The 25,205-nt window shown below is 65.2% G+C and carries 26 protein-coding genes; 3 read left to right on the top strand and 23 right to left on the bottom strand.

What is annotated here, in order from left to right; all coding sequences use genetic code 11:
* From eccB to ACIG5A_RS29585, 18 genes are all read right to left on the bottom strand, one after another.
* Nucleotides 1-1,346: type VII secretion protein EccB (gene eccB, locus ACIG5A_RS29670; protein WP_397245878.1), on the bottom strand; the 1,346-nt coding region annotated here is incomplete at its 3' end.
* Nucleotides 1,347-1,419: 73 nt separating this feature from the next.
* Nucleotides 1,420-1,722 carry a WXG100 family type VII secretion target gene (locus tag ACIG5A_RS29665; RefSeq protein WP_397245876.1) on the bottom strand — a complete coding sequence of 101 codons (303 nt, stop codon included), beginning with the start codon at nt 1,720-1,722 and terminating at the stop codon, nt 1,420-1,422.
* A gap of 39 nt (nt 1,723-1,761) precedes the next feature.
* On the bottom strand, nt 1,762-2,091 hold the full coding sequence (locus ACIG5A_RS29660) for a WXG100 family type VII secretion target (protein WP_397245874.1): 330 nt from the start codon (nt 2,089-2,091) through the stop codon (nt 1,762-1,764).
* Nucleotides 2,092-2,147: 56 nt separating this feature from the next.
* The gene (locus tag ACIG5A_RS29655) at nt 2,148-2,936 is read right to left on the bottom strand and encodes an ESX secretion-associated protein EspG (protein WP_397245872.1); all 789 of its coding nucleotides are present in this window, start codon (nt 2,934-2,936) and stop codon (nt 2,148-2,150) included.
* Nucleotides 2,933-3,898 (bottom strand): PPE domain-containing protein, encoded by a 966-nt coding sequence (locus tag ACIG5A_RS29650; RefSeq protein WP_397245870.1) that lies wholly within the window; start codon nt 3,896-3,898, stop codon nt 2,933-2,935. Before ACIG5A_RS29650 ends, ACIG5A_RS29655 begins: the two co-directional genes overlap by 4 nt.
* Nucleotides 3,899-3,934: 36 nt before the next feature.
* The gene (locus tag ACIG5A_RS29645; protein WP_397245868.1) at nt 3,935-4,252 is read right to left on the bottom strand and encodes a PE domain-containing protein; all 318 of its coding nucleotides are present in this window, start codon (nt 4,250-4,252) and stop codon (nt 3,935-3,937) included.
* A 28-nt stretch (nt 4,253-4,280) separates the two neighbouring features.
* Nucleotides 4,281-5,525 (bottom strand): hypothetical protein, encoded by a 1,245-nt coding sequence (locus ACIG5A_RS29640; RefSeq protein ID WP_397245866.1) that lies wholly within the window; start codon nt 5,523-5,525, stop codon nt 4,281-4,283.
* A complete protein-coding gene (locus ACIG5A_RS29635; RefSeq protein ID WP_397245864.1) occupies nt 5,522-5,833 on the bottom strand; it encodes a hypothetical protein in 312 nt (103 codons plus the stop codon). The genes ACIG5A_RS29640 and ACIG5A_RS29635 overlap by 4 nt, the downstream gene beginning before the upstream one ends.
* 33 nt (nt 5,834-5,866) lie before the next feature.
* Entirely contained in the window at nt 5,867-6,154 is a 288-nt protein-coding gene (locus ACIG5A_RS29630) for a YbaB/EbfC family nucleoid-associated protein (protein WP_397245861.1), read from the bottom strand.
* Nucleotides 6,147-6,494: a hypothetical protein gene (locus tag ACIG5A_RS29625; protein ID WP_397245858.1), complete on the bottom strand. Its 348-nt coding sequence runs from the start codon at nt 6,492-6,494 to the stop codon at nt 6,147-6,149. Before ACIG5A_RS29625 ends, ACIG5A_RS29630 begins: the two co-directional genes overlap by 8 nt.
* Before the next feature lie 5 nt (nt 6,495-6,499).
* On the bottom strand, nt 6,500-7,333 hold the full coding sequence (locus tag ACIG5A_RS29620; RefSeq protein ID WP_397245855.1) for an ESX secretion-associated protein EspG: 834 nt from the start codon (nt 7,331-7,333) through the stop codon (nt 6,500-6,502).
* Nucleotides 7,330-9,558 carry a hypothetical protein gene (locus ACIG5A_RS29615; RefSeq protein WP_397245853.1) on the bottom strand — a complete coding sequence of 743 codons (2,229 nt, stop codon included), beginning with the start codon at nt 9,556-9,558 and terminating at the stop codon, nt 7,330-7,332. Before ACIG5A_RS29615 ends, ACIG5A_RS29620 begins: the two co-directional genes overlap by 4 nt.
* Nucleotides 9,559-9,745: 187 nt before the next feature.
* Entirely contained in the window at nt 9,746-10,492 is a 747-nt protein-coding gene (locus ACIG5A_RS29610) for an ESX secretion-associated protein EspG (RefSeq protein ID WP_397245851.1), read from the bottom strand.
* On the bottom strand, nt 10,489-12,171 hold the full coding sequence (locus ACIG5A_RS29605; protein ID WP_397245849.1) for a hypothetical protein: 1,683 nt from the start codon (nt 12,169-12,171) through the stop codon (nt 10,489-10,491). Before ACIG5A_RS29605 ends, ACIG5A_RS29610 begins: the two co-directional genes overlap by 4 nt.
* Nucleotides 12,172-12,230: 59 nt before the next feature.
* On the bottom strand, nt 12,231-12,896 hold the full coding sequence (locus ACIG5A_RS29600; RefSeq protein ID WP_397245847.1) for a hypothetical protein: 666 nt from the start codon (nt 12,894-12,896) through the stop codon (nt 12,231-12,233).
* 235 nt (nt 12,897-13,131) lie between these two features.
* Complete coding sequence (locus tag ACIG5A_RS29595) at nt 13,132-15,645, bottom strand: ATP-binding protein (protein ID WP_397245845.1); 2,514 nt, start codon at nt 15,643-15,645, stop codon at nt 13,132-13,134.
* A gap of 141 nt (nt 15,646-15,786) precedes the next feature.
* Nucleotides 15,787-15,969 (bottom strand): helix-turn-helix domain-containing protein, encoded by a 183-nt coding sequence (locus ACIG5A_RS29590; protein WP_397245842.1) that lies wholly within the window; start codon nt 15,967-15,969, stop codon nt 15,787-15,789.
* A gap of 246 nt (nt 15,970-16,215) precedes the next feature.
* Nucleotides 16,216-16,533 (bottom strand): WhiB family transcriptional regulator, encoded by a 318-nt coding sequence (locus ACIG5A_RS29585; RefSeq protein ID WP_397245840.1) that lies wholly within the window; start codon nt 16,531-16,533, stop codon nt 16,216-16,218.
* Between the two features lie 198 nt (nt 16,534-16,731).
* On the opposite strand from ACIG5A_RS29585, the gene ACIG5A_RS29580 reads away from it, so the two are divergent.
* Nucleotides 16,732-17,433: a hypothetical protein gene (locus ACIG5A_RS29580; protein WP_397245838.1), complete on the top strand. Its 702-nt coding sequence runs from the start codon at nt 16,732-16,734 to the stop codon at nt 17,431-17,433.
* 386 nt (nt 17,434-17,819) lie between these two features.
* Here ACIG5A_RS29580 and ACIG5A_RS29575 read toward each other — a convergent pair whose 3' ends face one another.
* Both ACIG5A_RS29575 and ACIG5A_RS29570 read right to left on the bottom strand, forming a co-directional pair.
* Nucleotides 17,820-18,908 carry an epoxide hydrolase family protein gene (locus ACIG5A_RS29575; protein ID WP_397245836.1) on the bottom strand — a complete coding sequence of 363 codons (1,089 nt, stop codon included), beginning with the start codon at nt 18,906-18,908 and terminating at the stop codon, nt 17,820-17,822.
* A gap of 77 nt (nt 18,909-18,985) precedes the next feature.
* Nucleotides 18,986-19,348 carry a hypothetical protein gene (locus tag ACIG5A_RS29570; protein ID WP_397245834.1) on the bottom strand — a complete coding sequence of 121 codons (363 nt, stop codon included), beginning with the start codon at nt 19,346-19,348 and terminating at the stop codon, nt 18,986-18,988.
* A gap of 308 nt (nt 19,349-19,656) precedes the next feature.
* On the opposite strand from ACIG5A_RS29570, the gene ACIG5A_RS29565 reads away from it, so the two are divergent.
* Nucleotides 19,657-21,051: a PucR family transcriptional regulator gene (locus ACIG5A_RS29565; protein ID WP_397245831.1), complete on the top strand. Its 1,395-nt coding sequence runs from the start codon at nt 19,657-19,659 to the stop codon at nt 21,049-21,051.
* Nucleotides 21,052-21,488: 437 nt separating this feature from the next.
* Nucleotides 21,489-22,106 carry a hypothetical protein gene (locus tag ACIG5A_RS29560; RefSeq protein WP_397245829.1) on the top strand — a complete coding sequence of 206 codons (618 nt, stop codon included), beginning with the start codon at nt 21,489-21,491 and terminating at the stop codon, nt 22,104-22,106.
* 4 nt (nt 22,107-22,110) lie between these two features.
* Here ACIG5A_RS29560 and ACIG5A_RS29555 read toward each other — a convergent pair whose 3' ends face one another.
* The 3 genes from ACIG5A_RS29555 to ACIG5A_RS29545 form a co-directional block, all read right to left on the bottom strand.
* On the bottom strand, nt 22,111-22,791 hold the full coding sequence (locus tag ACIG5A_RS29555; RefSeq protein ID WP_397245827.1) for a hypothetical protein: 681 nt from the start codon (nt 22,789-22,791) through the stop codon (nt 22,111-22,113).
* Between the two features lie 179 nt (nt 22,792-22,970).
* Nucleotides 22,971-23,981 carry a sugar phosphate isomerase/epimerase family protein gene (locus tag ACIG5A_RS29550; RefSeq protein WP_397245824.1) on the bottom strand — a complete coding sequence of 337 codons (1,011 nt, stop codon included), beginning with the start codon at nt 23,979-23,981 and terminating at the stop codon, nt 22,971-22,973.
* 39 nt (nt 23,982-24,020) lie between these two features.
* Entirely contained in the window at nt 24,021-25,205 is a 1,185-nt protein-coding gene (locus ACIG5A_RS29545) for a substrate-binding domain-containing protein (protein ID WP_397245822.1), read from the bottom strand.

The raw sequence follows: 25,205 nt of genomic DNA, 5'->3' as shown, positions 1-25,205 counted from the left end.
TGTTGTGCCCATGGTGGGCGGGTGGGCTGGGGGCGGTGGCGTTGGTTGGGGGTGGTGGCTTGTTGGTTACTCCGGTGGCGGTCGGGGGTTTCGGCTTTATATAACCGGGTGGCGCGCGGGGCACGGCCCGGCGCGATACCGGTCATTTGGACGAACTCGCCGGAATTCGGTCGGATGTACGCGGCTTCGACTCGTTCGGCGTCATGACCGCCGCTCGCGAACCCCGCCACCCTGGCCGAATCGGACAATGGCCACGTTCGCCCCACCAGCACATCCAGTGTGGAGTCCTGATCGGCATGTGTCTGTGCCCACGCCGCGCACACGACGGGGTACTGCTCTGGGGACAGCAACTGCGGTCGTTCCTTGGGAAATTGGCCGATCGGCAGCACGTCGAGCACCGGCACACGGCGCAACGCATCCGGCTGAACAGCCGAGATGTCGCTCGCGCCCTGTGAGTCGGCGTTCCGGATGACCTCGGCGGCGAACGGCGAGATCCGCTGTACGCCTTGGGAAAGCACGACATACAGTTCGGTGGATTCGACACCGGCGACCTTGATCACCGACCCTACCTTGGTGCCGCTCACCGGCCCTGGTGTTCCTATCCCCGCGATGGGGGGAGGGCGTAACGCAGGCACCTCGACAGTGGCGTTCAACAGCCCCGTGCCGATTGTGCGAGGCTCACGTACCGCACCGTCCAACCGCAGCGACCGCACGGTCGCGTCGTCACCCAGGTCGACCTCGGCGCGTTTGCCGTCGTACAACAGGTACGATTTCGTACCCACCCGAACCAGCAACGCCTCGCCGCGTGCCGTTCGCCGGATGCCGTCGCCGAGGCTCGGCGTACCGGCCAGCACTATTCGCGAGCGCCCGTCGATCGCCGCCACCGCTTCGCACAGCGTCCACGCCGATCCGTCCCCTGCGGTGGCGGAGCCGAGCAATGCGCCGGGTGCGCCCGCGATGCCCAGGATCGGCCCGCGCGGATAGGCGGCGAGCTTGGATTCCTTGACAGATTGCGGGTTTTCGCCGGACCCGCTGATCAGTCGCGCCGAAGCCAGATTCAGGGCCGGATGCAGCGTGCCCTCGTGCAACACGAACAGCATGCCGCTGTCCTTGCCGATGATGATCTTCGCGTCACCGACCGCACCCTGCGGGCGCAGTAGACCGAGAATCAGACAGCCGGCCACTGCCACGACCGCCAGTACGAAACCGACCACCATCGAACGGATCTGTGCCCGCATCGGGTCGTGCAACATCCGCACATCGCGGCGCACCAGCGCATGCTGGATTCGCTTGAGCAGAAACCGGTAGCCGTTGACCTGCGCCCGGGTTGTCAGCGGAGCGGGCACCCCTTCTCCTTCTCCGATGCGAATGTCAGGGCGCAATGTCGCGATGCGCCCTGACACCCGCGTGTCCTATCGATCAGAGCCCTTCGAACCTGGCGGCCACCTCCTTGTCGGTCGTATTCATGTTCAATGCCGCATTGATGACCCCCGAAGTGCCCTGCGCCATGACGTTCTGAATGTCCTGCAGTGCGTCCATCATGTTCTTGAACGCATGCTGATACGCGCCGTGGCCCTGGCCACCCCATGCCGCCATCAAAGCCTTGTCTGTGCTGGTGGCGGTATGTTCGTGGCTGGTGAACAGGTCGTAGTAGTTGTTCATCTCCTGAACCAGCTGGTCGATTCCAGCGTTGTTGTACAACGTCAAGCCATGATCGGCCATGACGATTCTCCTCTCGAAATCTCTGTCGCGCGTTGACGACTACACGGTGTTGGTTTGCAGATTCGTGAACAGGGTCCGCGAATCCGCCTCCTGCGCCTGGACTTTCGTGTTCGATGCGCCCATCGCCGTGCTCAACTCGGTGAGCCTGCCGTTCAGATTCACGATGGCGGCATTGAGCCGCGCGTGAAATCCGACGAAGGCGAGAGCGGCCGGGCCCTGCCAATTGGGCGCCGACGCCTCGACGCTCCTGGCGAGCTGTTGCGCTGTCGTCCGGATACCTTCGATCACGTCGTTCTCCATCACACCCTTCGCCTTGTCCAGCGCGGCGTGATCGAGTGACAGATCCTTGTCGTTCGGGGTGGGAGACATTTCCCTACCTTTCGTTTGTGGATGCGTTTGTGTTCAGGTCGTCGTTCATCTGTGCGCTATGACATCCACCTCTCTCCCGGCAAACTCGCGATCAGCGCCGAAATGGCTTGCGCCAGCCGGTGATCGGTGCCGGGGGCAAAGGTGGACCATCGCTGGCCCTCGACCGTTCGACCAGGACCGGCGACCAGCCGACCGCGGTCGGTGTCGTACACGGCCACCCCCGCCGCCGACCGCCGGGTGACCCCGTCGTCGTGCCGGTAGGCCGCGATCTCGGCGTGGGTGTGGCAGTTCGCCATGGCCATGCCGAACTCCACCGAATCCCGCTCGGCGAGACCGAAGTGGTAGGCGAGGTCGGCGAATTCCGACGAGGTGCGTGCCGCGTCGAGCCGCGCGCACATGGTGTCGGACGGGACGGTGAACGGGGCCAGCTCGATCGGCTCGCGGAATCCGAGTGCGGCAAGTAGCGGCCGAACCAGCACGGCGGGGTCTTCCTCGCCCCAGACGGTCCGAACATCGAAATCGTCCCCCGTGCGCTCGGCCACCACATGCGCGAGACCACGGCGCGCCAGGCACACTCGGCGCAGGCCGTCGGGCGCGTAGATGCGAGCGACGAGTTCGCGGTCGGGCCGGGCGAGCGTGCGCACCGCGACCGCGAGTTCCTCGTCGACATCGCCGTATTGATCGATCACCCGGTCGGCCGCCAACTGATCCAAGGCGGCTCGCCGCGCCCGATCCCGGGTGTCGATGTGATCGTGCTTGGGCACCACGGTCAGGACCACCGGGAACGTCTGCACGCCGAGCACGTCCGCCACCGCGAGCAAGCCGTCCAGTGTCAATACGGTCATGTCGCCTCCGGCACGTCCGGTCGCTGGGCTCGCGGCGCGCTCAAACCGCCGACAACCGCCGGTGCGGTGGTGTAGCCGAGGTCGAGTCCGATGCGATCGGTGTCACCCGGCGTCTGGGCGGCCGCGGCGATCTGCGGATGATGTTCCTGGTCCTGCGCCTGACCGGTGACCGGCGCGACGGGCGCGATCGGCGTCGCCGCAGGGCCGACGGTCACCGGCGCGGGAACGACGGTTTCGGCGACGTGTGCCGAATCGACGATATTGACGAAAGTTGGTGCCCGGTAGCCTGACTTGACTCGTGGCAGCCCGCCGACGAACTGTGCGGGCGCCAACGACGAGACAACGGGCACGGAGGCGGCAGGGTTCGTTGGAGGTTGTGCTGCGGCCTGCTCGGTCACCTGCGCGGATTCGGTGAGGGTTCGCGGCGGATCGGCCTGCGACCACGGCTGCGCGAGCGGGGCCGTGGCGCGCTCGTACTCCCGCATCACCCGCGCGGCGTGCGCGGTGGCGATATCGGCCTTGTCGTCGATATCCGCGGCGACCGCCTTGATCGGTGACCCCAGCGCAAGTCCTTGCAGGAGCGCCGATTTCACCGCTTCGAGGATCGCGATCTCCGAACTGCCCGGCATCGCCAGCCGCGCGACCTCGTGGGCGAGCGCCTGCGCCTCGGCCTTGGCGGCATTCGCCAACGCTGTCGCGGCCGCATCGGCGAACCACGTGCCGAGCGCCGCGAGCCGTTCCGACGAGCGATGGTCGGACTGCCAGGCGATGTCGAGGGCCGCACGGATCACTCCGACTTCCACCGCAGCCTCACCGAGCCCGATCGCCAAGTGCGCGTACGCCGCTCCCGCCTGCGCGGTCGGCGCGGAGCCGGGACCCGACTCCAGGTCACGCGCAAGCTTTTCGGCGGGCACGGCCTCCCAAACCCGGCCGGTGAACCCGGATTCGTGTGGCTCAACCATTGACCACGCCCTCGCTCACGTATTGAGGTCAGTCCGCTACGCCACCACATGGGTGGCTCCGAACGCGGCGGCACTCTCGGACTCGGTCCCACCGACAGCGCCGATCTGCAACCGCAATGCCCCCGCGAGTTTCCGCACTTCCGCGACGCCGGCGCGTAGTGTCTGTTGATATTGCGCACCAACGGTATTCAGCGTCTGCGCCGCCCGCCGGGATACCTCATCGTCACCTGCCGCCGGCGGCGCCAACGCCGGACCGGCCGCATGCAATTCTTGTTCGAGCCGGGCCACCAGCCCGTCCAGCTGCTGGGCGGCTCGCTCGGCCGCGACCGCGTCGAATTCGAAATGTCCGCTCATCTGATCGTCTTTCTATGCTGATGCCGAATTAGAGAACGAGCCTCTGGTCTGGAGGTTCGTCGAGTTCATCGACCACGCCGACCACTGGCGTCGCAACGCCTTCGGAATCGACCTCGTCGTAGTGGATGCCGACCACCGGGGTTTGGGTTTGGCCGGTGCCCGCGTCGCCCGCGCGCGCCAGCGGTCCGGCGACCGGCGGCATCATCGGCGTGACCTCCCCGCGCCCGCCGACGGTCCCCGCGGCTGCGTAGTCGACACTGCCGGTCGGCCGGACGATCTCGCTGGCCGCCACCCGAATCGGCGTGTGCTGGAACGGCCGTAGCGCCGCCGCGGACGACGTCGCGGCGGATGACGCTGCGACGGATCCGCCCGTCCGACCGCTCAGCCCGGCCCCCAATGGCACCGCAGGGCTTACCCGACCAGTGGCATCCTCCGGTGCTGCAGCCGGCGCCGAAACGGGCCTGCCCGCTGGCCGTACCGCTTGGTCGGCAACCTTGCTGCCCTGCTGGACTAGCTGGGTCAACGGCGTAATCAGTTGCTGCACCTGCTGCAGCAACTGCTGACCGTCCTTGCCGGCGGCTCCTGCCACGTTCGGTGGCTTCGTCACCGGAACAGGTCGGCCCGCAGTGGTCATCTGCGTTGACAGCGCGGTCAACTCGGCCCGCACCTTCGCGACCACAGCCGCCGACTCCGCCGCCGCCTCTGCCGCCGCCGCGGCGATAGCGGCCTGAGCGCCCGGCACCGCCGCCAGCGCCGCGGTGGTGGCGACCAGCTTCGCGGCGATCGCCGCCAATGCGGCGTTACCCAGCTGCACGACCGTGGCCGCGGCTGTGACGATGGCTTTGATCTGGCCCGCCTGGGTCACCAGTTCCGACGCATTGCCCTGTGCCTGAGTGCTTTTCGACGCCGCGGCGTCGGTGCCCTTGCCCTGCAGCCCGGCCAGCAGCCCGATCGCCGAGGAGCCGAGCGAGATGACCTGGGTCAATCCATTGACCACTTGCGACAAGATCTGCTGCGGGTTCACCGCACCCATCCCGCCGAGCTGCCCGGTGCCGAACTGACCGAGCATGTCGGTGATCGGCTTCAACAGCACCGCCGGATCGATCGCGGGCAGCGGCGGAAATCCCGGAATCGGCGGCAGCGGCGGGAATTGCGGCAGTCCCGCCCCGATACTCGCCAATACCTGATCCACCGGCTTGCCGAGCAGCGGCCCGATCGGCGACTGCCGCAAGATCTCCTGCACCGCCGGATCCAACGGCGCTGGATCCGTCATATCCGCTGCGCCTCGAAAGTAGCGGCAGAGCCGGCCTCATTGCCCTCATAGGCAGTCGCGGCCAGGTGCGCCGCCGCGGCCGACGCCTCGTGCACCACCGTCAGCTGCGCCACCGACCGCATGTGGTTGGCCTGCGCTGTCGCGAAGGTTGCGACGAAGTCGGCGCCGATCGGCCCGAACACCGGTACCGCGGCCGCGACCGTCGCGGCCTGATCCACCGCGCCCGCCATCGCCGTGGTGGCCGCCTGCGCCGCATGCACACCGCCGAATTGCCGGAAGATCCAAGGAACCACTACAACGTCGCTCATCGCCAACCCCTAGGGCCAATCAAAGGAACCGTGTTATCGCGCGTTGAAGGATTCGATCAGCTCCGCTTGCCGCGCGAACGCATGCCGCGCGGCGGCCCCGGCGGTCTCGACCAATACTCGCTCGAACTCGCCGACGGTCATCCGCGAAATCGCCTCCGACAGACGCAGCTCGACTATGGCACCGACACCGTTCACAGCGACCGAAACTTCCCCATTCTGGGAAGTTTCTTCCGCTCTGATCGCGGCAAGCTCCGCGCCGAAATTCACCAATCGATCCGTATGGTCTTGCAACCGCTCCTGCGCGATATCGACGTCATTCATAGGAGTTCCGTAACCAGCTGCCCGGTTCATACTCGACCTCCTCTTCGTCGCGAGCCTCCGTGTCGGCGACCGCATCGGCAGTCGGCAAGCCGAGCCGATCCATCACGTCGGGTGCGACGCCCGCCGCCGTGAGCGCCGCGCGCCGTGCCAACCGTGCCCGGTCCGTCGATCGCTGGAACAGCCGCAGCAATTCGTGTGCCAATTCCTCTGGATTGCGCCGTAGTTCGCCCGGATCCAGGTCGACAGCTGTCGGCAAACCCGTTTCCGTGGTTTCCACCGAGATCAGGCCGGATCGCGATATCGCGGTCCCGGTGAAATATTCGGGCTCCGGTGTAGTCATGGGCATTACCCCCGGGGAATGGAGCGGCGTTCGTCCGCGATGACAAGCATGACTTCCTCGATCTCCTCGGCGATCAATGTTTGAAATGCCTTGGCGTCGACGCCTTTGGCGACGGCCGTGGGCAGGTCACCGACGATCGCGTAACGACCGTCATCGACGACGTCGCGCCAGCCCATCGCGCGGTGCACCAGACCGCGAGGACCGAACGCGGACCACCCCTGCGCGAACTCGACATACCCACTCATCGAGGTCGGCAACTGCTGGAAGGCATTCGCGCGGTCCACCGCCGAATCCTCGAACGAGTCACGGATATCCGAGCGTCCAACCGTATAGTCCATGCCGTCCGAAGCATCAGAGACCGGTCCGCGCGACAACGCGATCTCCGACTGCCGGCCCGCCGCCACGCTCGGCAACGCCGCGACCAACGCGGCGGGCAGTGCCGACGGATCATGCTCGGACACCACGAATCCTGAGGCATGCCAACAGGTCTCACCAGGAAGTTGCCGCACCACATAGGCGCGGTCGTCGTTGCGGGCACCGTAGACACGCACGACAGACTCGGGGTTATCGGGGTCTCGCGGATCTCCACCGCACAGTGCCACCGACAAGTCGGGGCGAACCAACGCTCGCATCATCTCGTCCGCGGCAGCGTTCGGCGCCGAGCGCAAGGATTCACGCATACGGCGTTTGGCCGCTTCGTATTCGAACCCGGAGGCGATCCGGCTGGTGACGATCAGCGGGCCAGGCAAGAACTCACCCGTCGAATCCTCCCAGCGGACCGCGAATTCGAAGTCATCGAACCGGGTTCCGCGCTCCTGTCCAGCATGGCCGCCGCTCATCGGTCGATCACCGGCTTGTACACCGGCGGCGCCTCACCAAGGGCCTCCTCGAGATGTTCCGGAGAGAACAGGAACTTCGGCCGCTTGTGCTCCTGGCCCTGCCCCATGCCCGCGCCGTGTCCCCCGTATGGCGCGCCGGCGCCAGGAGCTCCCGGTGGACCGGCGGTGGACTGTCCGGTGGCCAGGCCGGAGCGCCAGTCGGTCGCCGACAACACCTCACCGCCTGCGCGCGGGAACAACCGTGCGGGGTAGTCGCGCGTCATCTCCGGACCTGCCGGTCCGTTCCCTGGCCCCGGCCCGGGACCAGGACCGCCGCCGACACCAGCGTCGCTCCCACCGCCCAGGGATGCCGCGTCCGGCAGGCCAGCGGGCGCGATGGCACCCGGCAGGCCCGCCGCATTCGGAATCAGTCCCGATTGCAACAACCCCTGCAGGCCCTGCCCGGCCTGCTGCGCGATACCGCTGATCTGCTGGGCGACGCCGGCGATCTGGCTGAGCGGGTCCTGGCTCGACGCGGACGCCGCGGTCTGCCCAGACGAGGACTGGCCGGTGGAGGTCGTTTGTCCCGAGTCACCGTAGGTCGACGCGGCCGGAGCCGAAGAATTGCCCGGCACCGACTGGGTTGTCACTGTCCCGGACTGGCCCTGCACCGTCTGCGGCTGCGTGGCCTGAGTCGATGAAGGCAGACCCGGTCCATTGACAGGCGGCTGCCCCGTTGTCTCGGTGTACTTCTTGCTCTGATCCAGCGCGTCCTGTCCGAGCTTCAAATACTTGGCACCGGCCTGCTTCGCCTGGTCACCGGCCTTGGTAGATTTATCGGCACCATCGATATAGTCCCTCCCGGTCCGAATCTCGCTCCTCCCCTGACGGATCAGGCTCTGTCCATCCTTGATCTTCTCTTTGCCCAGATCCACGTAGCCCTGCTGAACGAGGAGCTGACCTTTCGCGATCAAGTCCGCGCCCGAGTTGATCTTATTGATGCCTTTGTTGATATGCTTGACACCTTCGTCGATCTGGATCGGCACGGAAGCCCTCGTGAATCCCGATTTGGGTTTGTCGTTGCCCTGGTTACCCCCCTTGGGACCGGTACCGCCTTTGGGTCCGACGGTACTTCCGCTGGGCCCGGTCTTATCTTTGGGATTCACTGTCGTCGTGGTCTTCTTGTGTGGATCACGCACCTTGGGCCCGGCACCGGCGGAAGCTTTCGAAGCCAGCACCGGAACCTTCGCGTCCCTGAATCCAGCAAGATACTGAGCGTTGTAGTCGGCCCGGATCTTCGTGAGGCGCACCCAGCCACGGTCACCTCGGACCGTTCCCACTACTGCATAGTCGTAGACCCGATCGGGAGTCGACTTTCGCGGCATCAACGGCGGCGTGCCCTCCAACCAACCTGCGGCAGTAGCGAGCTCATATCCCATCAACGTCATGCTGTCCCGCAGCGCACCGACATCCGCCTGATATGTTTTGAAGGCCGCAGCGGCCGCGTTTCTGCCGCCATCTTCTGCCCCTTTCCATCCGGTGAACGCTTTGTCCATGCCCATACGGAGGTCCCTCGTGGCAATGTCCAGTTCGTTCGCCAACCAGATCCAATTCTCGGCCGCCCGCAGAATCGGACCCGCATTGATCGTGGTACCGAGCGTGTACAACTGCCCCCAATTGAGCGAACTTCCGTCGACGAAATCAACCTTTGTGTGGGAGAGCTCGATCTCTTTCGAATTGATTCCCATTGCGTCATCACCGAGTGACTTGCGATCACGTCCGGCGTCATATGCCGATTGCGCGGACGATGGCGCGGTGCTCTGCGGATCATCGGAGCCACCGTGCATCAACAGTTCATCACCGATAGACTTGGGTATCGGCACCAGCCGCTGAAACCATGAGGCCGAATGCTTTTCCTGACTCTTGTACTTCTCATCGGCCAGCACGAATGTTTCCCGCATATTCCGCAACGTCGTCAAATGCTTTCCCAGAATCCCAGTCAGCTTCCGCCCTTGCACCTGGAACTCATACCCGAGATTGTTACTCCCCACCGGAGACGGGAGGGTGCCGAACCCGCCGGGATCGAACTCGAGCCAGTTACTCCGGGCGGATATCGCCGCCAGCCGTCCCTCGGCATCGCCGAGCGCATTCGCAGCATTCACCGCCAAGTCGTGGGGGATCGAAATCGTCCCGCCATGCGCCTGCCCTCTGAGCCGCTTCCACACATCATCAGGCTTGCCACCCATTCAGGCGCCTTCCTCTCAGCGCAGGGCCATCCCACTCACGAACATTTCTCGCATAGTTCCACGTCCATCCGACCCACCGCTCAGCCCTTCTCACCGATGAGAGCACCGAATCGGCACGCCAGCAGGCGGCGCGAATGATCCGATATCTGCTGGGCCGTAAACACTTCCAGCACACTGAACACCCCACCTACGACCGTTCCTCCCGAATCGCCTGCACGACTTCGGCGATCGCGTTGTTGATGGCGGCGGTGAGGCGGCGGGGATCGGCCGGAACCACCGTGGCGTGGTTGTCGGTGATGAGGTAGCGGCCGTCGTCGAGGACGTCGCGCCAGTACAGCGTTCGCCGGGTGATGCCGCGGGGGCCGAAGATCGACACGCCCTGAACGACCTCGATGACTCCGGCAGCGGTGGCCGGGAGTTGGAGAAAGTGTTGGCCACGAGCGGTAGTCACACCGTATCGGCCGGTGCCGGTAACCAACTGGATCTCTGTCCGCTGCCCGGCCGGAGCTGTCGGTAGTGCGTTGACGACGACTTTCGCCAGGTCGAGCGCACTGAATTCGGTGACGGTGTATCCACCGCTGTGCTGCACGGTTTCGCCGGGCAGTTGGGTGACCAGGTAGCCGTTGTCGTGCCGCCTGGCGCCCAGCAACCGGATCGGGCTCTCCGGTTCGGTCATGGCCTGGGGGTTCTCGGCGCTCACGACGACGCGGATATCCGGGCGGGCGACCGCCGCGAGTACCGTGTCGAAGGTTTGGCCGAACCGATTTCGCAACCCGCGCAGCGTTTCCCGTTTTTCTCGCTCGAACTCGTAGTAGTCGGTGGCCCGCGCCAGCCAGTAGAAGGGTTCGGGCAGCATGCAATCGCCCATCGCCTCCCAGCCGACGACGAACTCGAGATCGGTCAAACGCCAGGTTCGGCCCGGGGGTGCGCTCATCGGTCGACGACGGGCCGGTAGATGGGCGCGAGCGGGCCGATCGCCTCGTTGAGGTGCTCCTCGGAATTCAGGTAGTCGGCGGACTTGTGCTCGCCTTCCTCACCCCCGTCGCCCCGCCGGGAGACCGGCACCCCGGGAACGCCGGGCGCACCCGGCAGACCCGCGCGCGTCCGGCCAGCGAGCTCCTCCGCCGGCAGTCCGGCGCGTGGGAACATTCGTTGCGCCAGTGCCTGTTTGGTGAGATCTCCGGCGCGAGGCCCGCTGCCGGGACCAGCGGCACCGGCACGGAGACCGGCGGCGAGCGGGCGACTGTTCGCCAGCGACGACTTCGCGGCATCGCCGGTGCGCCCGGCCGCGTTGCCGGGCATGGCGGCCAGCGCATGCGAGTCGGTGGACCGCTGCCCGAGGTCGCCGAGCCCTGAACGGTCACCGTTCTCGCGACCGGCCTTGTCGGCCGCCGCGTCGATGGCGCTGGCCAGGCGGGAATCGCCTGGGCCGTCACCGGTAGCACCCGGTTTTCCAGAGTCGCCGGGCATTTCGGGTTCGCCACTGCCGACGGGCGACGTGCCGTTACCCGGTGCCGTCGGATCTTGCGCCAGGCCAGGCCCGCTCGGGGGGCCTGGCCTGCCGGGTACATCGGTGTTGCCTGGGCCCGTGCCGGTTTCGCCGGTCAGGCCATTCGCTCCTGGCAAGCCCTGTGTGCTCGGGTCCGTCGATGTTCCGCTCACCGGGGACGTCGGCCGCGGTAATTCGTCGAACCCGGTGGCGGCCAGCAGGGGCGTGGTGTAGTTGACCATCATGGCCAACTGGTAGCCCGGTGTTCGAGTCTTCTGCTGATTCACCGCAAGGGCGACTTCGGGGGTGACGACCGTTCCCTCGGGTATCGGAGGTGTCTGCGGCATCGCGTGCCGGGTGTTCAGCAACGCCGTGAAAATGTCTTGCAGCTTTCCGGTGACACCGTTCATTGCCGAGGTGAGTTTTCCGACGTCGTCGATGTAGCGGCCGGATGCTCGGCGTGCCGCGCTCGCGCCCTCCCCCGCCCATCCCCTGTGGGATGCGTCCAGCACAGCCGTCAATTCCCCGAACGACTCCGTGAGTTTGGTAGTCATCGAGTACCACAGCGCCTGCGCCGCGGTCACGATCGTGGGATCGATATGCTGCCCCAGGTCGTAGAGTTGCGCGTAGGTCTTGGTCTGGGGAATGTCCCAATTCACTTGGTGCTCGTCAGCGTTCACCAGCTGCCTGCCCGGCTTCACCGTCTTCCACAGACCCGCGGCCTCCTCCGGCACGCCGATGTTCTCGGCCGCGATCGCCTGCCGGTCCGGGATGGTGAGATCGAAGATCTTCTTGTTGTGCCGTTCAGTCGCGCCCATGACGTACTGGACCACATGCATCACATCAGCCATGTCGTCGAGCACGACGGTGTGCGCGTGCAGCACCTGCGCCAGGTCCGACACCGATTTCAGATGGATCCGCTCGCCGATATCGCGTCCGTCGTGAAAGCTGCTGACCCGCCCGGTCGGCACCCCCAACGCGAGGTTCCGGATCCCCTTGACCCGCGCGATCGTCTGGTGCAACGCGGTCTTGATCTTCGCGAGCTCGGCCGGATCGATGATCAGCTCACCTGCTCTGGCGGCCCCGGCCACGTCGCGACGCCACAACGTATCCTCATCAGCCACGCGACCACCTCGCCTCGGGAACGTGCGACCGGATCACCGGCGCGTGCTCCGGTCCGTTATCAGGGCTCGGCGCTAGTAGCCAGCGCGTTGAACACCGCGGGCAGCAGCGTGATCACCATATTCAGGCGCGCGGCGCTGTCGCCTTCGGACGGTTCGACCAACGCTGCGGCATAGGCGATCTCGCAGGCTCGCCGGGCGGCCTCCACGCTGCCGGTCGAGAAAAGCCGGTCGACGCCGGCTCGATCGATTCCCGCCAGCCTGGGGTTGAGATGTCCGGCAAACGCGACGACGAGATCGACCGGGGCCCGGTTGTCCATGAGCCAGTTGTAGGCCTCCGCCAATCGGAGGAAGCGCAGTTCCACCGGCGTCGGCGTGAGATCGTGCCGTTCTGCCAGCCGAACGCTGTAGTCGGTGCCGACACGTTTGGCCAGTGACCATGCCGCCGCGTGTGCGCTCGGCGCGGCCAATTCGCCACCGCGGAGGCGGGTGAGGTAGGCGGCCCACACCCGCGCGGCCTGGTTGCCGTAATCGTCGGCCGTGGAGTCGTAGGCCATGGCGATCCCGCGCGCGACGCCCTCGAGCACACCCGCGTTCACCATCGATACCCACGTGCCAGGTCGCCCCAGGCCCGCGTCGCGGAAGAACGTCATCACGCCCTCCAGATTCCGCCACCGTTGCCCCGCACCGAAGGCGACGGCGGGGCCGCCGCGGAGGGCGGACAGCATTTCGATTCGTTGCGCCATCGATAGCCGATCGATGTCCACGGCGCGCCTGTCCATAGCTAGTGCGGTCGAATTGCTGGCCACGGCTTGGTGATTCATTACAGTGCCCCGGGTGAATCGGAGGAATACCACGCCCGTGACGCTACGACCGGACCGTACCCAATCCCGGCGTTCTTCCCCCAGCTGGGAAGTTGGCCGTTCGCCGCACACGGGAACGACTGGATGGCGGCGCCCGGCGTCAGGTCTGGTGACTGTTCCTCGGGCGCGACTCCTTCGGTACGAACTCCCGAATATCGGCACGGGAACCGATGGACAATTTCTGTAGCACCGCAGCGATCTGCGAATCCACGGTCTTTCGTGAACTGCCGCGCCGCGAGGCGATCGCCGCGTTCGTCATTCCGCGAGCCGCGAGCAAGGCCACCTCCTGTTCGGCGCGGGTGAGCCGATGCCACAGTGCGGGATCCGCTCCGGCAACCACCGGATATCGAGGTTCGACGGACAGTGTTCCCTGGGCGAACAGGTGTATTTCGTTCAGTTCCGGGCGCAGTCCCGCCCCTTGCGAGGTGGCCGCGGAATATTGTTCGGCACTGAGGACATCGCGAACGATCGCCGTCGCGTGTTCGGTTTCATCGTGGAACGGGCCGGTTCTGGAGATATCTATGCCCAACCGGGTGCGCCACACGGAGGCCGCGCCCAGAAGTTGGGCGGTTTCGATGGCCAAGGCCACGACGCGGGGCTGGACAGTACGCTCGGCCGCGCGCAGCTTCTCGACCAGTCGCGCCAGCGACCACGTGCGCGTATGTACGGTCCAGATCGCGGCGGCCTGGTCGCGTTCGGCCAGCAACCCGGTCAATGCCTGGCGTTCCAATACCAGCGCACCCTCGGGGTCGTCACTCTTGGTCTTGACGATCGCTTGTATCAACTGCGCCCATGATTTCGCCCGGACCGAGCCGGTGTCGGTGTCCAGGTAGTGCTGAGCACGGGTCAGTGCCGGATGTCGCGTCCACAGCAGCGCCGCCGCCATAGCGGATGCAAGACCCCAGAACCCGGCACCACCCACGTCGCCGAGATCCTCGCATTTGCGGACGGCGCGTTCCAGGACCGTCACCGATTTCGCGTCGCGAAGCGCGAGAAGCTCGTGCCCCCACGCCACTTCCACAGCCGGCGGCAGACCGATATCGGTATCCACGGTGCGCCGCCAGTGCAGCGGCCGGTCTGCCGCAGGGACACCGGCGAAGTGCGTGTCGACGCACTCGTCGAGCAACCGCGCCGCGCCCTCGAGATCGCTCTGGCACAAGGCGATCAACGCGATCCATGCCTGTGTCGTGACGCGGAGTTCGTTCGGCGGAGGTTGCAGTGTTCGCGTGGCCTCCAGCGCCTGTTCGGCAAGTCGGCGCGTCTCACGAAGCGACCCCATCACGAACGGCAGGCGCATCGCGAGCACGCAGGCACATATCTGCAGACCGGTGGTCAGCTCATCTGGCGTATGCATGCCACGCTCGGCGGCGGTGCGAATGTTGTCCCACGAGGCGACCGCCCAGTCGACCATGCCGCATTCCGCATCGCTGTACCAGGTCGCTGCCGCATAGACGACTTGGTCACGGTAGTAGTGCAGGTATCTCTGCGCCACTCGTGCGGCATGGTCGACGGAGCCGGTCGAACGCTCCCGCAGACGGTGGGCCGCGAATACGCGCAGGCTCTCGACCAGGGAATAACGCACTGTCGGTCCAGCGACATGGACGGTGACCAGCGAATGATCGACCAAATTCGCGAGCAGGATCTCGATTTCGTCCGCCGTCAAATGCGATTCGGTCGAGGTGTCTTCATCGGCGCACACAGCTTGGATCGCCGCTGCCTCCACTCCGATCACCGAGGCGCGCAGTTCCCCGTCCTCCTCGGGATCGATGGCATACCCGGCCGCGAATACCGACATCCGCTCGAAAAGGACACGTTCTCGCGGGGCACACAGATCGTAGGACCAGGTGATCGCGTCGGATATCGCACGGTGGCGGGCGTCGACGCCGAACCGCGGGCCGTCGCCCCAATCCAGCCGTCCATCCACACCCGATTCACCGCTGAGCTCGGCCAGAATCATCGCCGGCGGCCGATGAGCCAAGCGGGCGGCGGCCAGCCGGATGTACAGCGGATGATCGTTCATATGGCGGCAGATCGCGCCGATGTCGGCCTCGTCGCCGTCGACCACCGGATGATCGGTCAGCTCGGATCGCTGCCGAAACAGGGCGACAGCATCGCGGTGCGCCAGCGGCGCCACAGTGATTCGGTATTCGTCGACCCACCCGATTGCCGTGCGACTGGTCGCCACGATGCTCAGATCGTCGATCGAATCGAGCAGTCGGGAGATCAGCTCACCGACACCGTCCAGCACATGTTCACAGTTGTCGAGCACGAGTACCGACGGCGTAGCTATGAGGGTCTCCAGCAACGCCACACCCGCTGTGCGGGTGGAGAAATCGCTCCCCACCACGGCCTGGGCAACCTCGTCCTCGACGACCGCGGCGTCCGATCCAGCCGTCAAGCGTGCGAGTCGCACCCAGTGCACCGGCCGTTGTTCCGCGACGCGATAGCCGCGAACGGCCTCCGCGGCAAGCCTTGTCTTCCCTATCCCGCCAGGCCCGATCAGCGTCAGCAGCCGCACCCGCCCCAGCATCAGAGTGATGACCCGTTCCAATTCGTCCTCTCGACCGACGAAGCTGTCGTGGACAGGGACGCGCTGATGCCTGTGTCTACTCATGCGAACCTCACGCCGCCGCTGCACCGGCCAGCCTGCGCTGATCGGGTGGTGGGATCCCGGAGTCTACTTCCAATTCCCGATACGGTGTTGCGTACAGGTTGCGTCAACGGCGGAACGCTCCACCGAGAAACAGTCGACCAGTCAGAAGTCCTCGCCCGCTGTCACGAAATACTCTGGGGATACGTCGAAAACCCGCGCAAGCGCGATGATGAGATCGAGCCGAGGTATCGCCTGACCGTGGATGAGCCGGTACAGCCCGGACTGCGAGATGGCTACGTCCGGATATGCCAGCTCCAAATGCTGTGCCAGTGAGTAAAGCGTCATCGAGCGAGTGGAGCCGCGCTCGGTCGCAACGACCGACTCCACGATCAACTCCGACAACTTCCGCGAAAAGATTGCCGCAGCCGCCTCTCGCGGCGTGAGCTCGACAGCCGTTGCGCGCTGGCCAGTTCCGTTACCGTCCACGTCGCCCTCCGTAGTCCAGACCAGGCACATTACCGCTCCAGCAGCCACGCCGAACCCTCGTTCGCCAGATACTCGCTACGGCATCGACACATCCCGCCGTCGTGGTCAGTTCCGGCCCCTAACCCGCCGCTCAGCGCGATCGGTCGATGCTGCGTCCCGCGTGCGCTGTTGCTCAGCCCGCCGCTCCTGTTCGGACATGCCACCCCACACGCCATACAGTTCGCCGCTCGAGAGCGCGAATTCACGGCACTGTTCGAGCACCGCACAGCGGTGGCAGATTCGCTTCGCGTAGCCGATCCGAACGGCGCGCATCGAGCCACGCTCCCTGTCCGGATGAAAGAACACCGCCGAGTTCATCCCCCGACATTCTCCGTACATTTGCCAGTCCCATGCTTCGGCAACCGGACTCAGATGGCTGGTCAATGTCTGACTCCTCGTTCGACCACGACGCCGTTCGCCACGCTAGGGCGATGACGCCGCGCCGACCGATCACTTCCCAATCATGGGAATAGAAGGTCGAAGCCGTCTCGGCACGCCCTACCGTCTCGGACCTCGTGTTCATTCGATTCGTACGGCGCGCGGATTTCGATCCCAGAAATACCGAGAGGAAATGAAACAAAGATGAGGAAAATCGTAGCGGTTGCCGCTGGATTGGCCGCCGCAGTCGGTATCGCGGCAGGCACCGCCGGTGCTCAGCCCGAGAACGAGAGCGCGGTCGGGTTCACCGCCGCTGCCACCGACACTCAGACCATCATCAAGACCGATGCCGGTGCCATGGTCATCGAAGATGAGATCTTCAAGATCAAGGCGAGCAACGGCACGGTGCTGACCGGCATGCCGCTGAAGTTCCGGCTCGACGACTTCGAATTCCCGATCGTCGCCGAAATCGCGGACCGCACAGCAACACTCACACCCCAACTCGACCCGCACGCGGCGGTCTACAAACCTGCCGCCCTGCCATTCGAAGACAAGGCGCCATGGAAGAACGAGTACGACCGTGAGCAGGCGGCCTGGAACCGTTTGACAAGCACCATCAGCATGGGTGCGACTGTCGGCACCCTGCTCGGCGGTCTCGGCGGCGGCGCCATCGGCTGCGTCCTCGGCGGCATCGCGGGCGCGACCGTCGCGTCGGCCACGATTATCGGTCTCTTCGGCCCGTTCATTCCGGCCGCGGCCATCGGCTGTCTCGGCGGCATCATCGCGATCGGCGCGCTCGGGACGCTCGCGGGCCAGATCTTCGTGACCGCCCCGATCGCCATCGGCGCCGCCATCCAATACTTCTCCACTATCAACCAGCCCTATGTGACGCCGCCGGCTAAGTAGGTAGTGGAGAGGTCTCCGACAAAACGAGTTGGAGACGCACCGACCCCGCCCGGGTTCGCCTGGGCGGGGTCTTCAGTGCGTCATCGACCGTCGAACCGTGTGGCGGTCGTGCGCCAGCGATGTCGAGGCACTCGCACGAAGACCCCGCCCGGCGAAGGGGTCGTGCCGGGCGGGGTCGGTCGTCCCCCGACGAACGTCGTCGGGGACTTCTCCGCTACCCCGGTCGCCAGTCGTCACACCTGGCTGGGCGGTAGCGGAGAAGCCGAGTGGCGGCAGAGTACCGACGGAGGCCGCCGTACGGCTCTACTGAACGCCACGACTACGACGGTAGGACCACACGGGATCGAAACAGCACATCCTTTCCACCGGCGGGAAGGGCGGTGAACTCAGCTTCGGCAGAGTCGGAAGAACAGTCGCAGTTCGTCCGCGAGCAGCTCCGGCTCCTCCTGCGCGAAGAAGTGCCCGCCCACCGTCGGCTCACGCCAATACCGGATATCCGAATACGTCCGCTCGGCGAATTCCCTTGGCAAGCCCGCGTCCTCAACGCTCATGGTCACACCGACCGGCACGTCCACCATCGGCAGCTCCGGTGCGAGTTCGTCGTCGCGGTACGGCCGGAACGAGGTACCGATCGAGCCGGTTATCCAATACAGCATCACGTTCGTCAGCAAGTCGTCCTTGCTGAAGCGGCGTTCGACCTGTCCGGCGCAGTCGCTCCAGCGCTGGAACTTCTCCACCAGCCACGCGGCGAGCCCGGCCGGCGAGTCGGTCAGCGCGGCGGCGAGGGTGTCGGGACGGGTGGCCTGGATGATCCCGTAGCCGTAATCATCGGAGCTCTTGGCCGCCAGCTTCGCCACGAACGCCTGCTCGGCCGTTGACAATTCGCCGCGGCGGCCGGCGGGCGGAAACTTGATGTGGTGGGTGTGGATGCCGATCACCCGCTCCGGATACCGGGCGCCCAGCCAGGCCGACACCCCCGACCCGATATCGCCACCGCCCGCACCGAACCTGTCATAACCCAACCGCGACATCAACGCGGCCCACACATCGGCTATCGCGGCCTCGGTCGCCGGCCCCCGCAGCGGCGCGGAGAAACCGAACCCCGGCAGATCGGGGATCACCAAATCGAACCCGTCGGCGAGAAGCGGTACCAGCGGCAGCATTTCGGCGAATGTGCTCGGCCAGCCATGAGTCAGGATCAACGGCACCCGATCGACGCCGCGCCCCCTGACATGGACGAAGTGGATCGATGTACCTGCCACCTCGAGCACGAACTGCGGGTGGGCATTGAGCCTGCGTTCGGCGGCACGCCAGTCGTAGCCGGTGCGCCAATATTCGACGAGTTCACCGAGATACCCCGGATCGGTCCCCGCGGCCCACGGCGCACCCGGGGCGGCGGCCGGTAGCCGGACCCGACGCAACCGCGCGTCCAGATCGTCGAGCACGGACTGAGGAACATCGATCGTAAACCGCACACCAGCAACCTATCTCGGCGATAGAACACACGCGCGCCCTTGGCTGCCACACTATGTATCGCAATCCAGGCCGGACGTCAGCGCGACGACCGACCCCGTCGCGCCTGACAACCACACTCACGTGCTGATTCCAACGGATGCGGCAGCGGATGAGCGGCGCAGAATTCGCGCAGACAACCCAGTTGGGCTGCGAATTCCCGGTTGACCCGTCGCTGCTCGTCGAAGTCTTTGCGCGCGAGATAGAAATCAGCGAGATTCCGACCACCCGCATATAAATCGCCGACAGACTCGACGACCTCGTCCACGGCTCTCCTGTCATCGACATCGGGATCGCCGAGCACCCGGGCGATGCCAGCAAACCTGGTGCGCCACCGGAAAGCGTCCGCATCGTGCGGCTCGGCATCCAAGGTAGCGATGATCCCCGAGATCATCTTGGCCACGTCCGCCCTCCTGCGCGAGTTCTCCGCATCGCTCACTCGCCCACATCCGATCTCTGCGGCTCCCCGGCTCCAGGATGCCAACGTCGGCCCTCAACCAGCGAATCATGATTCGTTCTCATCGACACCTCCCCGGTCGGACTCTGGACACTGTCATGGCCGGCGGCGCAATGGACGACCGAGCGAAACAGCTACCTTTCAGTTACATACTGCAAGATGTGACACTTGCTCGCAACCAGCGCCGACGGATGCGACTCCAGCAGTAGCGCGTGCGGCCGCGCATGAATGCGCACTCCCAGCAGTCGGCAGGCATGTCCGATACGAGTGAAATCTACCCTAAATATCACCGGATCATCCCCTCATTGCGCAACGATCTCTACTACCACAAAGTTGCCGACACTCCCGGATATGCCCTCGTTTCAACACTATTGACGTGTCAAAAGCGAGCGATTGCCATAATCCCTTGCATGCCTTTGCCGTTGACTCCGTTGCGGATGGATTCACCTCTGATGCAGAACGTCCTCGCCAGGTTGTCCTCGCTGGCGCAACAAACTGTGTCCACGTCGATACACGAGGTCGACGTGTATTCGCAATTATCGGAGGAACTGGTCGGCAACGAGCTGAAACAGTCGGCGCTGACCCACTTCTCGGCCTTCCTGACCGTCGCCGACCAAGGACGCGAGGCGCGCAGAGACGATCTCACCGAGGTCATCGCCTCGGTGAGTCGTCGTGCCGAGGAGCGGATTCCGCTCGGCGACGTCGTGGACGCGTATTTGACCGGCGCGCGCGTAGTGTCCGACGCGGTGACCGCGGCGGCCGGCCCCGATGACATCGGCGATCTGCGGGCGTTCACGTCGAATCTGCTCGCGTACCTCCACCGAGCCACGGTCGAGATCACGTCGACCTACCTCGAGGTGCACCGAGGCCTCCTCGGCGTCGAACGCGAGGCGCGCGAGGCCCTCTCGACAGCCCTGCTGATGGGCAAGAATGCTGCCGGACTGGCAGCCCAGGCCAACATCTCACTCGCCGATTCTTACGATGTCGTCATCGTCGACGTCGACGGCGTGCCTGCCCGCCCGACCAATGCCGGTGAACTCGCATCGGCCCGCCGACGCATCAGGCAGACCCAGGACGTCGCCAACCGCTACATCGGCGCAGGCAAAACCCTGCTCGCTTTCGACGGCAAACACGGCGCCCTGCTAGTCCCAGCACCAGCTCAGGAGCCGCTGATATCCGCTACCCTCGGCGACCTTGTTCAGGCTTTGACCGCGGACTTCGCACTCCCGGTCACTGCCGCAGTCGCGCACGCCGATTCGATCGCCGCGATTCCGGCGACAGTGACGCTGGCCGGCGACGTGCTCGAATTGGTCCTATCCATCGGACACGAACCTGGCCTCTATCGACTCGACGATGTCCTCGTCGAGTACCAGATCACCCGACCGGGCCCCGCCCGGGATGCGTTGGAAGCACTCATCGATCCGCTGCACGACCATCCGCACCTACTGGAAGCGCTGCACGCAAACCTTCTCCACGGCATGGACCGCAAGGCCGCGTCCTCATCGCTGCACATCCATCCCAACAGCTATAGCTACCGATTGCGGCGAATCGCGGAACTCACCGGCCTGGACGCCACCGATATCGTCGACGCGCGCGTGCTCTCGGCGGCCGTTCTGGCCACCTCACTTCGCCGCAATGGCAGGGGCTGACCAGAGCGACCCGCAGTCCGGCCGCATTGATCGCGGACGTCGGAGCGCCTTGGCACACGTAACAAACAAGCCCGCCAGATTCCTCCTCCTGCACAGAATCCGTCTCGCTGTCAGCAAACAATCACTTACCAATGACATACTCGGCTCGCAACGAGCTCATGACCACCGATGCCGAACTCGAGAGCCGAGGAATTCAGCGCATTGCCACCCCGTAGCAAACATGGGGCGTCGCACTTGATCCGTCACCCACAACCCGTTCGGCCGCTCCGTCCGCCAAGCCAAAACCTCTCCTGGACCAGCAAATCCAGCGCCAACAACCCGCCCGCGTCCTGCCGAGCCGACCAACCGTTCTGTTCGGCGCCCTCGGCGCAGGCCGATCACCTGCGTGGCGATCGTCGGCACTTCATAGCGACAGTCCAGAACAGGAGTACACGCAAGTGAGCACGATCGCCCAACTCCGGGCAGCGCTGGCGGTCCTCGGCATCGATTCCGCTGTGGCAGTCCCGCGGGTGGTTTCACGGCAGGCCAACGAGTTTCGGTCAGCCATCGAACATCGAAGGCTGCTCGAACTTCTGCATGCGGCGACATCCGCCGAGCTGGGGCAACTCCAGCCCACGCACGAGCCGGTCATCGTGGAAGTTCGCCGCTGGCGCGCCCAACTCGGGGCCGCCGCAGCGGCCGACAATCCACGCACCACATCGGCACTACTGGGAGCCGCTGCGCGATCGGCAGGCGTCGTCGAAACCCTCATCGACCTGAGCAGGCGTCCCCACGACGAAGGCGCCGACGCGAGGTGGCGCTCGATCCTCGCAGATATCACCAAGACCTACGATCTCGTCGACGGCGAATACGCTCAACAAGCAGCCGCGACCACACCTCTACCAGCCACCGACCAACCTGTCGCCACATCCGAGGGGCGGCATCGTCAGTCCGACGAAAACCCAGGGCACGCGGCACCATCCGCCTCGACCGGTCCAGTCGGCGCAGGCGCCGAGCGCCCTGCCGAGACGACACGATGGCGCCCAAGGCGCAGGTGGCCTCGTCAGCCGACATAGTCGGTCAGATCCAACCTTCTGGTAGAGCCTCGCGGAGCATGTCGACGGTACGATCCTGCAGTATCGGCTTGATCAGGTCGTTGAGGAACGGTTTAACACAGTATTCGAAGACCTCCCTGTGGTTTTCGGGTGCAGGGCAGATCGCGACCGCAAGAACCCGCACTATAAACAGGGCATGGTCATACCCTTCGAACACTGGAAGGCTCTTGATCGCCTTCCAGGCCAGATGCACCGCAGCGGTGATCACCGCGTCCGGAACAGCGGCCCACGGAGTGGATTGCTTGTGCTGCAGCAAGAGTTTGGATACCGCCTTGGGCACCTCGTCCACGGTCGCCATCACCTGTGCGAAGGCAGCCAACAGCGAGCACCAGAAGTGATCGGCCAACAACTGGCGACGTGCGAGTCTAGCCCCAGGCTCGAGCCCTTCTGACAGCTCGTCGGCGACCTCGCCGGCCAATGCCTCGGCCAACGTTCGAACCGACTCGAGATCATCGGGATGCGTGGCCATCCAGTCGACCACATCCGCGAACAGGGACTCGACCGCAGCGGCCTTACGCCTTTTCGTGGGCTTCTTCGAGGTCCGCGGCCCCGTGGCCACCGCCCACGCCGCGTCGGTCGCCTTGCGGAAATCACTGGTCGTCGACGGCCGCTGGGGATACGTCGACGCCGCGCCGCCGCCTGCCAAAGCCAGCAGGTAGCCCCACCGATGTTTTGCCCCTGCACATCCACCACACCGGCATTCGTGCTTGGTGGCGGTCGCACAACTCCCCGTGTGCCCCATCATCCGACTATGCCAGACCACGCACAGCCGGACAGCCGATCGGGACAATAACGGCCGCTCAGGTTTTCACGCGGGTGTCGAGTTCAGGCATCGTCGTTGCGTGCGAATGCCGCGTCGAACGCGGCCGAGGGCGGGTCGAACAACAGGCTGCGGACGAACCCAACAGCTTCCTGCGCACCCTGCCTGCGGTCCATCCCGGCGTCTTCCCACTCCACCGAAATGGGGCCGGAGTAGCCGATGGCATTCAACGCCCGGAAGCACTGTTCCCACGGCACGTCACCATGACCGGTCGACACGAAATCCCATCCACGCCGCGGATGCGCCCACGGCAGATGCGAGCCGAGCCGCCCGTTGCGCCCGTCGAATCGCTTCTTCGTGTCCTTACAGTCCACGTGGTAGATGCGGTCGGCGAAATCCAGAATGAAGGCAACCGGATCGAGGTCCTGCCACACGAAATGCGATGGGTCCCAGTTGAGACCGAACGCGGGACGATGGTCGACCGCCGCCAACGCCCGCTTGGTGGTCCAATAGTCGTAGGCGATCTCCGACGGATGCACCTCGTGCGCGAACCGGACACCCACGTTGTCGAAGACATCGAGGATCGGATGCCAACGCTCAGCGAAATCGGCGTAGCCATCGTCGATCACATCGAGCGACACCGGCGGAAACATCGCGACATACTTCCAGATCTTCGAGCCGGTGAAACCGACCACGGTGTCCACGCCCAACATCGCGGCCGCCCGTGCGGTATCGGCCATCTCCAGCGCGGCGCGGCGCCGCACCCCCTCGGGTTCGCCGTCGGCCCATACCCTGGACGGCAGGATCGATCGGTGCCGGAAGTCGATCGGGTCATCGCAGATGGCTTGGCCCACAAGATGATTGGAGATCGCGTACACCGTCAACCCGTACCGCTTCAGCTGAGCCAGCTTGGCCTCGGCGTATCCGCTGTCGGTGACCGCCCGGGCGACATCGAAATGGTCACCCGAGCACGCGATCTCCACTCCGTCATAGCCCCAGTCGGCGGCCAGCCGACAGACTTCCTCAAACGGCAGATCCGCCCATTGCCCGGTGAACAAGGTGAGTGGTCGGCTCATCGGTATGGTTCCTCGCTCCCGATCCATACGCCGCTGGCACTACTTCCACGGCGCCGGGTATCCCGGCATGTTCTCGCAGCCACACATCGCGTAGTGCAGTGGCGGCATATCCGCCTTGATGTAGTTGGGCAACGTCTCCTGGGTGATCTTCAACTGCGGCAGCACCCATTCGCGCGGAACCTGTTTGCCCTCCATGATCCGCAACGCAGCGATGACGGGTGTCCGCCACTGGTAGGCCGGATACGTGGGGGCGACGGCAGTCAGCTTCACCTTGTTCCACATTCGCAGGAAGTCCTGCTGATCCTCACCGACGATCGCGGGCAGCGCAACACCGGCGTCCTGGAATGCCTCGACCGCGGCGACGGCAGTCTGCCCGGCGTCCATCCAGATGCCATCGATCTTGCCTTTGCGCTGGAGATAGCTGGTGACGATGCTCTTGGTCTTGGCGGCATCGCCGTCGGTGAACTCCACACCGACGATGTCGAGCCCACTGCCCGTGAAGATCTGATCGGCCGCGGCCCACCGCTGTTCCAGCACGTCCACCCCCGGCAGGATTCGCAGTGCGAGGATCTTTCCGCCGGCAGGCACCTTCTGCTTCAGGAACTCGGCGCCGTCCGCGCCGAAGGCGTATCCGCCGATGGGATGGATGAACGTTACCGGGCAGCTGGTCTTCACACCGCGGTCGAACACGATGACCGGAACACCGGTGTTGCACGCCGCCTCCACGGCCGGCGTCAACGTCGCGGTGGTGTTGGGTGAGATGATCAGCGCGCTGCACCCCTGTGTCGCGAACGACTGGATGTCGCTGATCTGCTTGTCGTCCTTGGCTCCCGCGTCGAGCACGGTGAATTTCCCGATCTCGGGATGCAGCTTGGCCTCTTCACGCATGGTCTTGATGCCCACCTGCCGCCAGGGATTGTTCACCGAGGCGTTGGCGAAGCACAGGTTGTAATTGCCACCCGGCTTGGCATATTTCGCGGTGTCGACCATCGCCGGATCGAGCATCTGCTCCCATGGTTTGTCGCGTGAGTCGCCGCCGTCGAGCCCGACCGGCTGGGCGGTGCGGAAAGCCAATTGGCGATCGAACTCACCGCGGTCGAAGAACTCCGATTTCGAAGCCGCCGCTTTGGACGTGTTCCCTGCACCTTTGTCGGGTAAGTCGCTGGAACACCCGGCGAGGGCGAGTATGCCTGCCATTGCCGTGATGGCCAATTTGCTTCTCAT

Source organism: Nocardia sp. NPDC052566, from assembly GCF_044547285.1.
Lineage (GTDB): Bacteria > Actinomycetota > Actinomycetes > Mycobacteriales > Mycobacteriaceae > Nocardia.
Note: the sequence above shows the minus strand (reverse complement) of the source record. Positions and strands in the feature narration are given on the sequence as shown.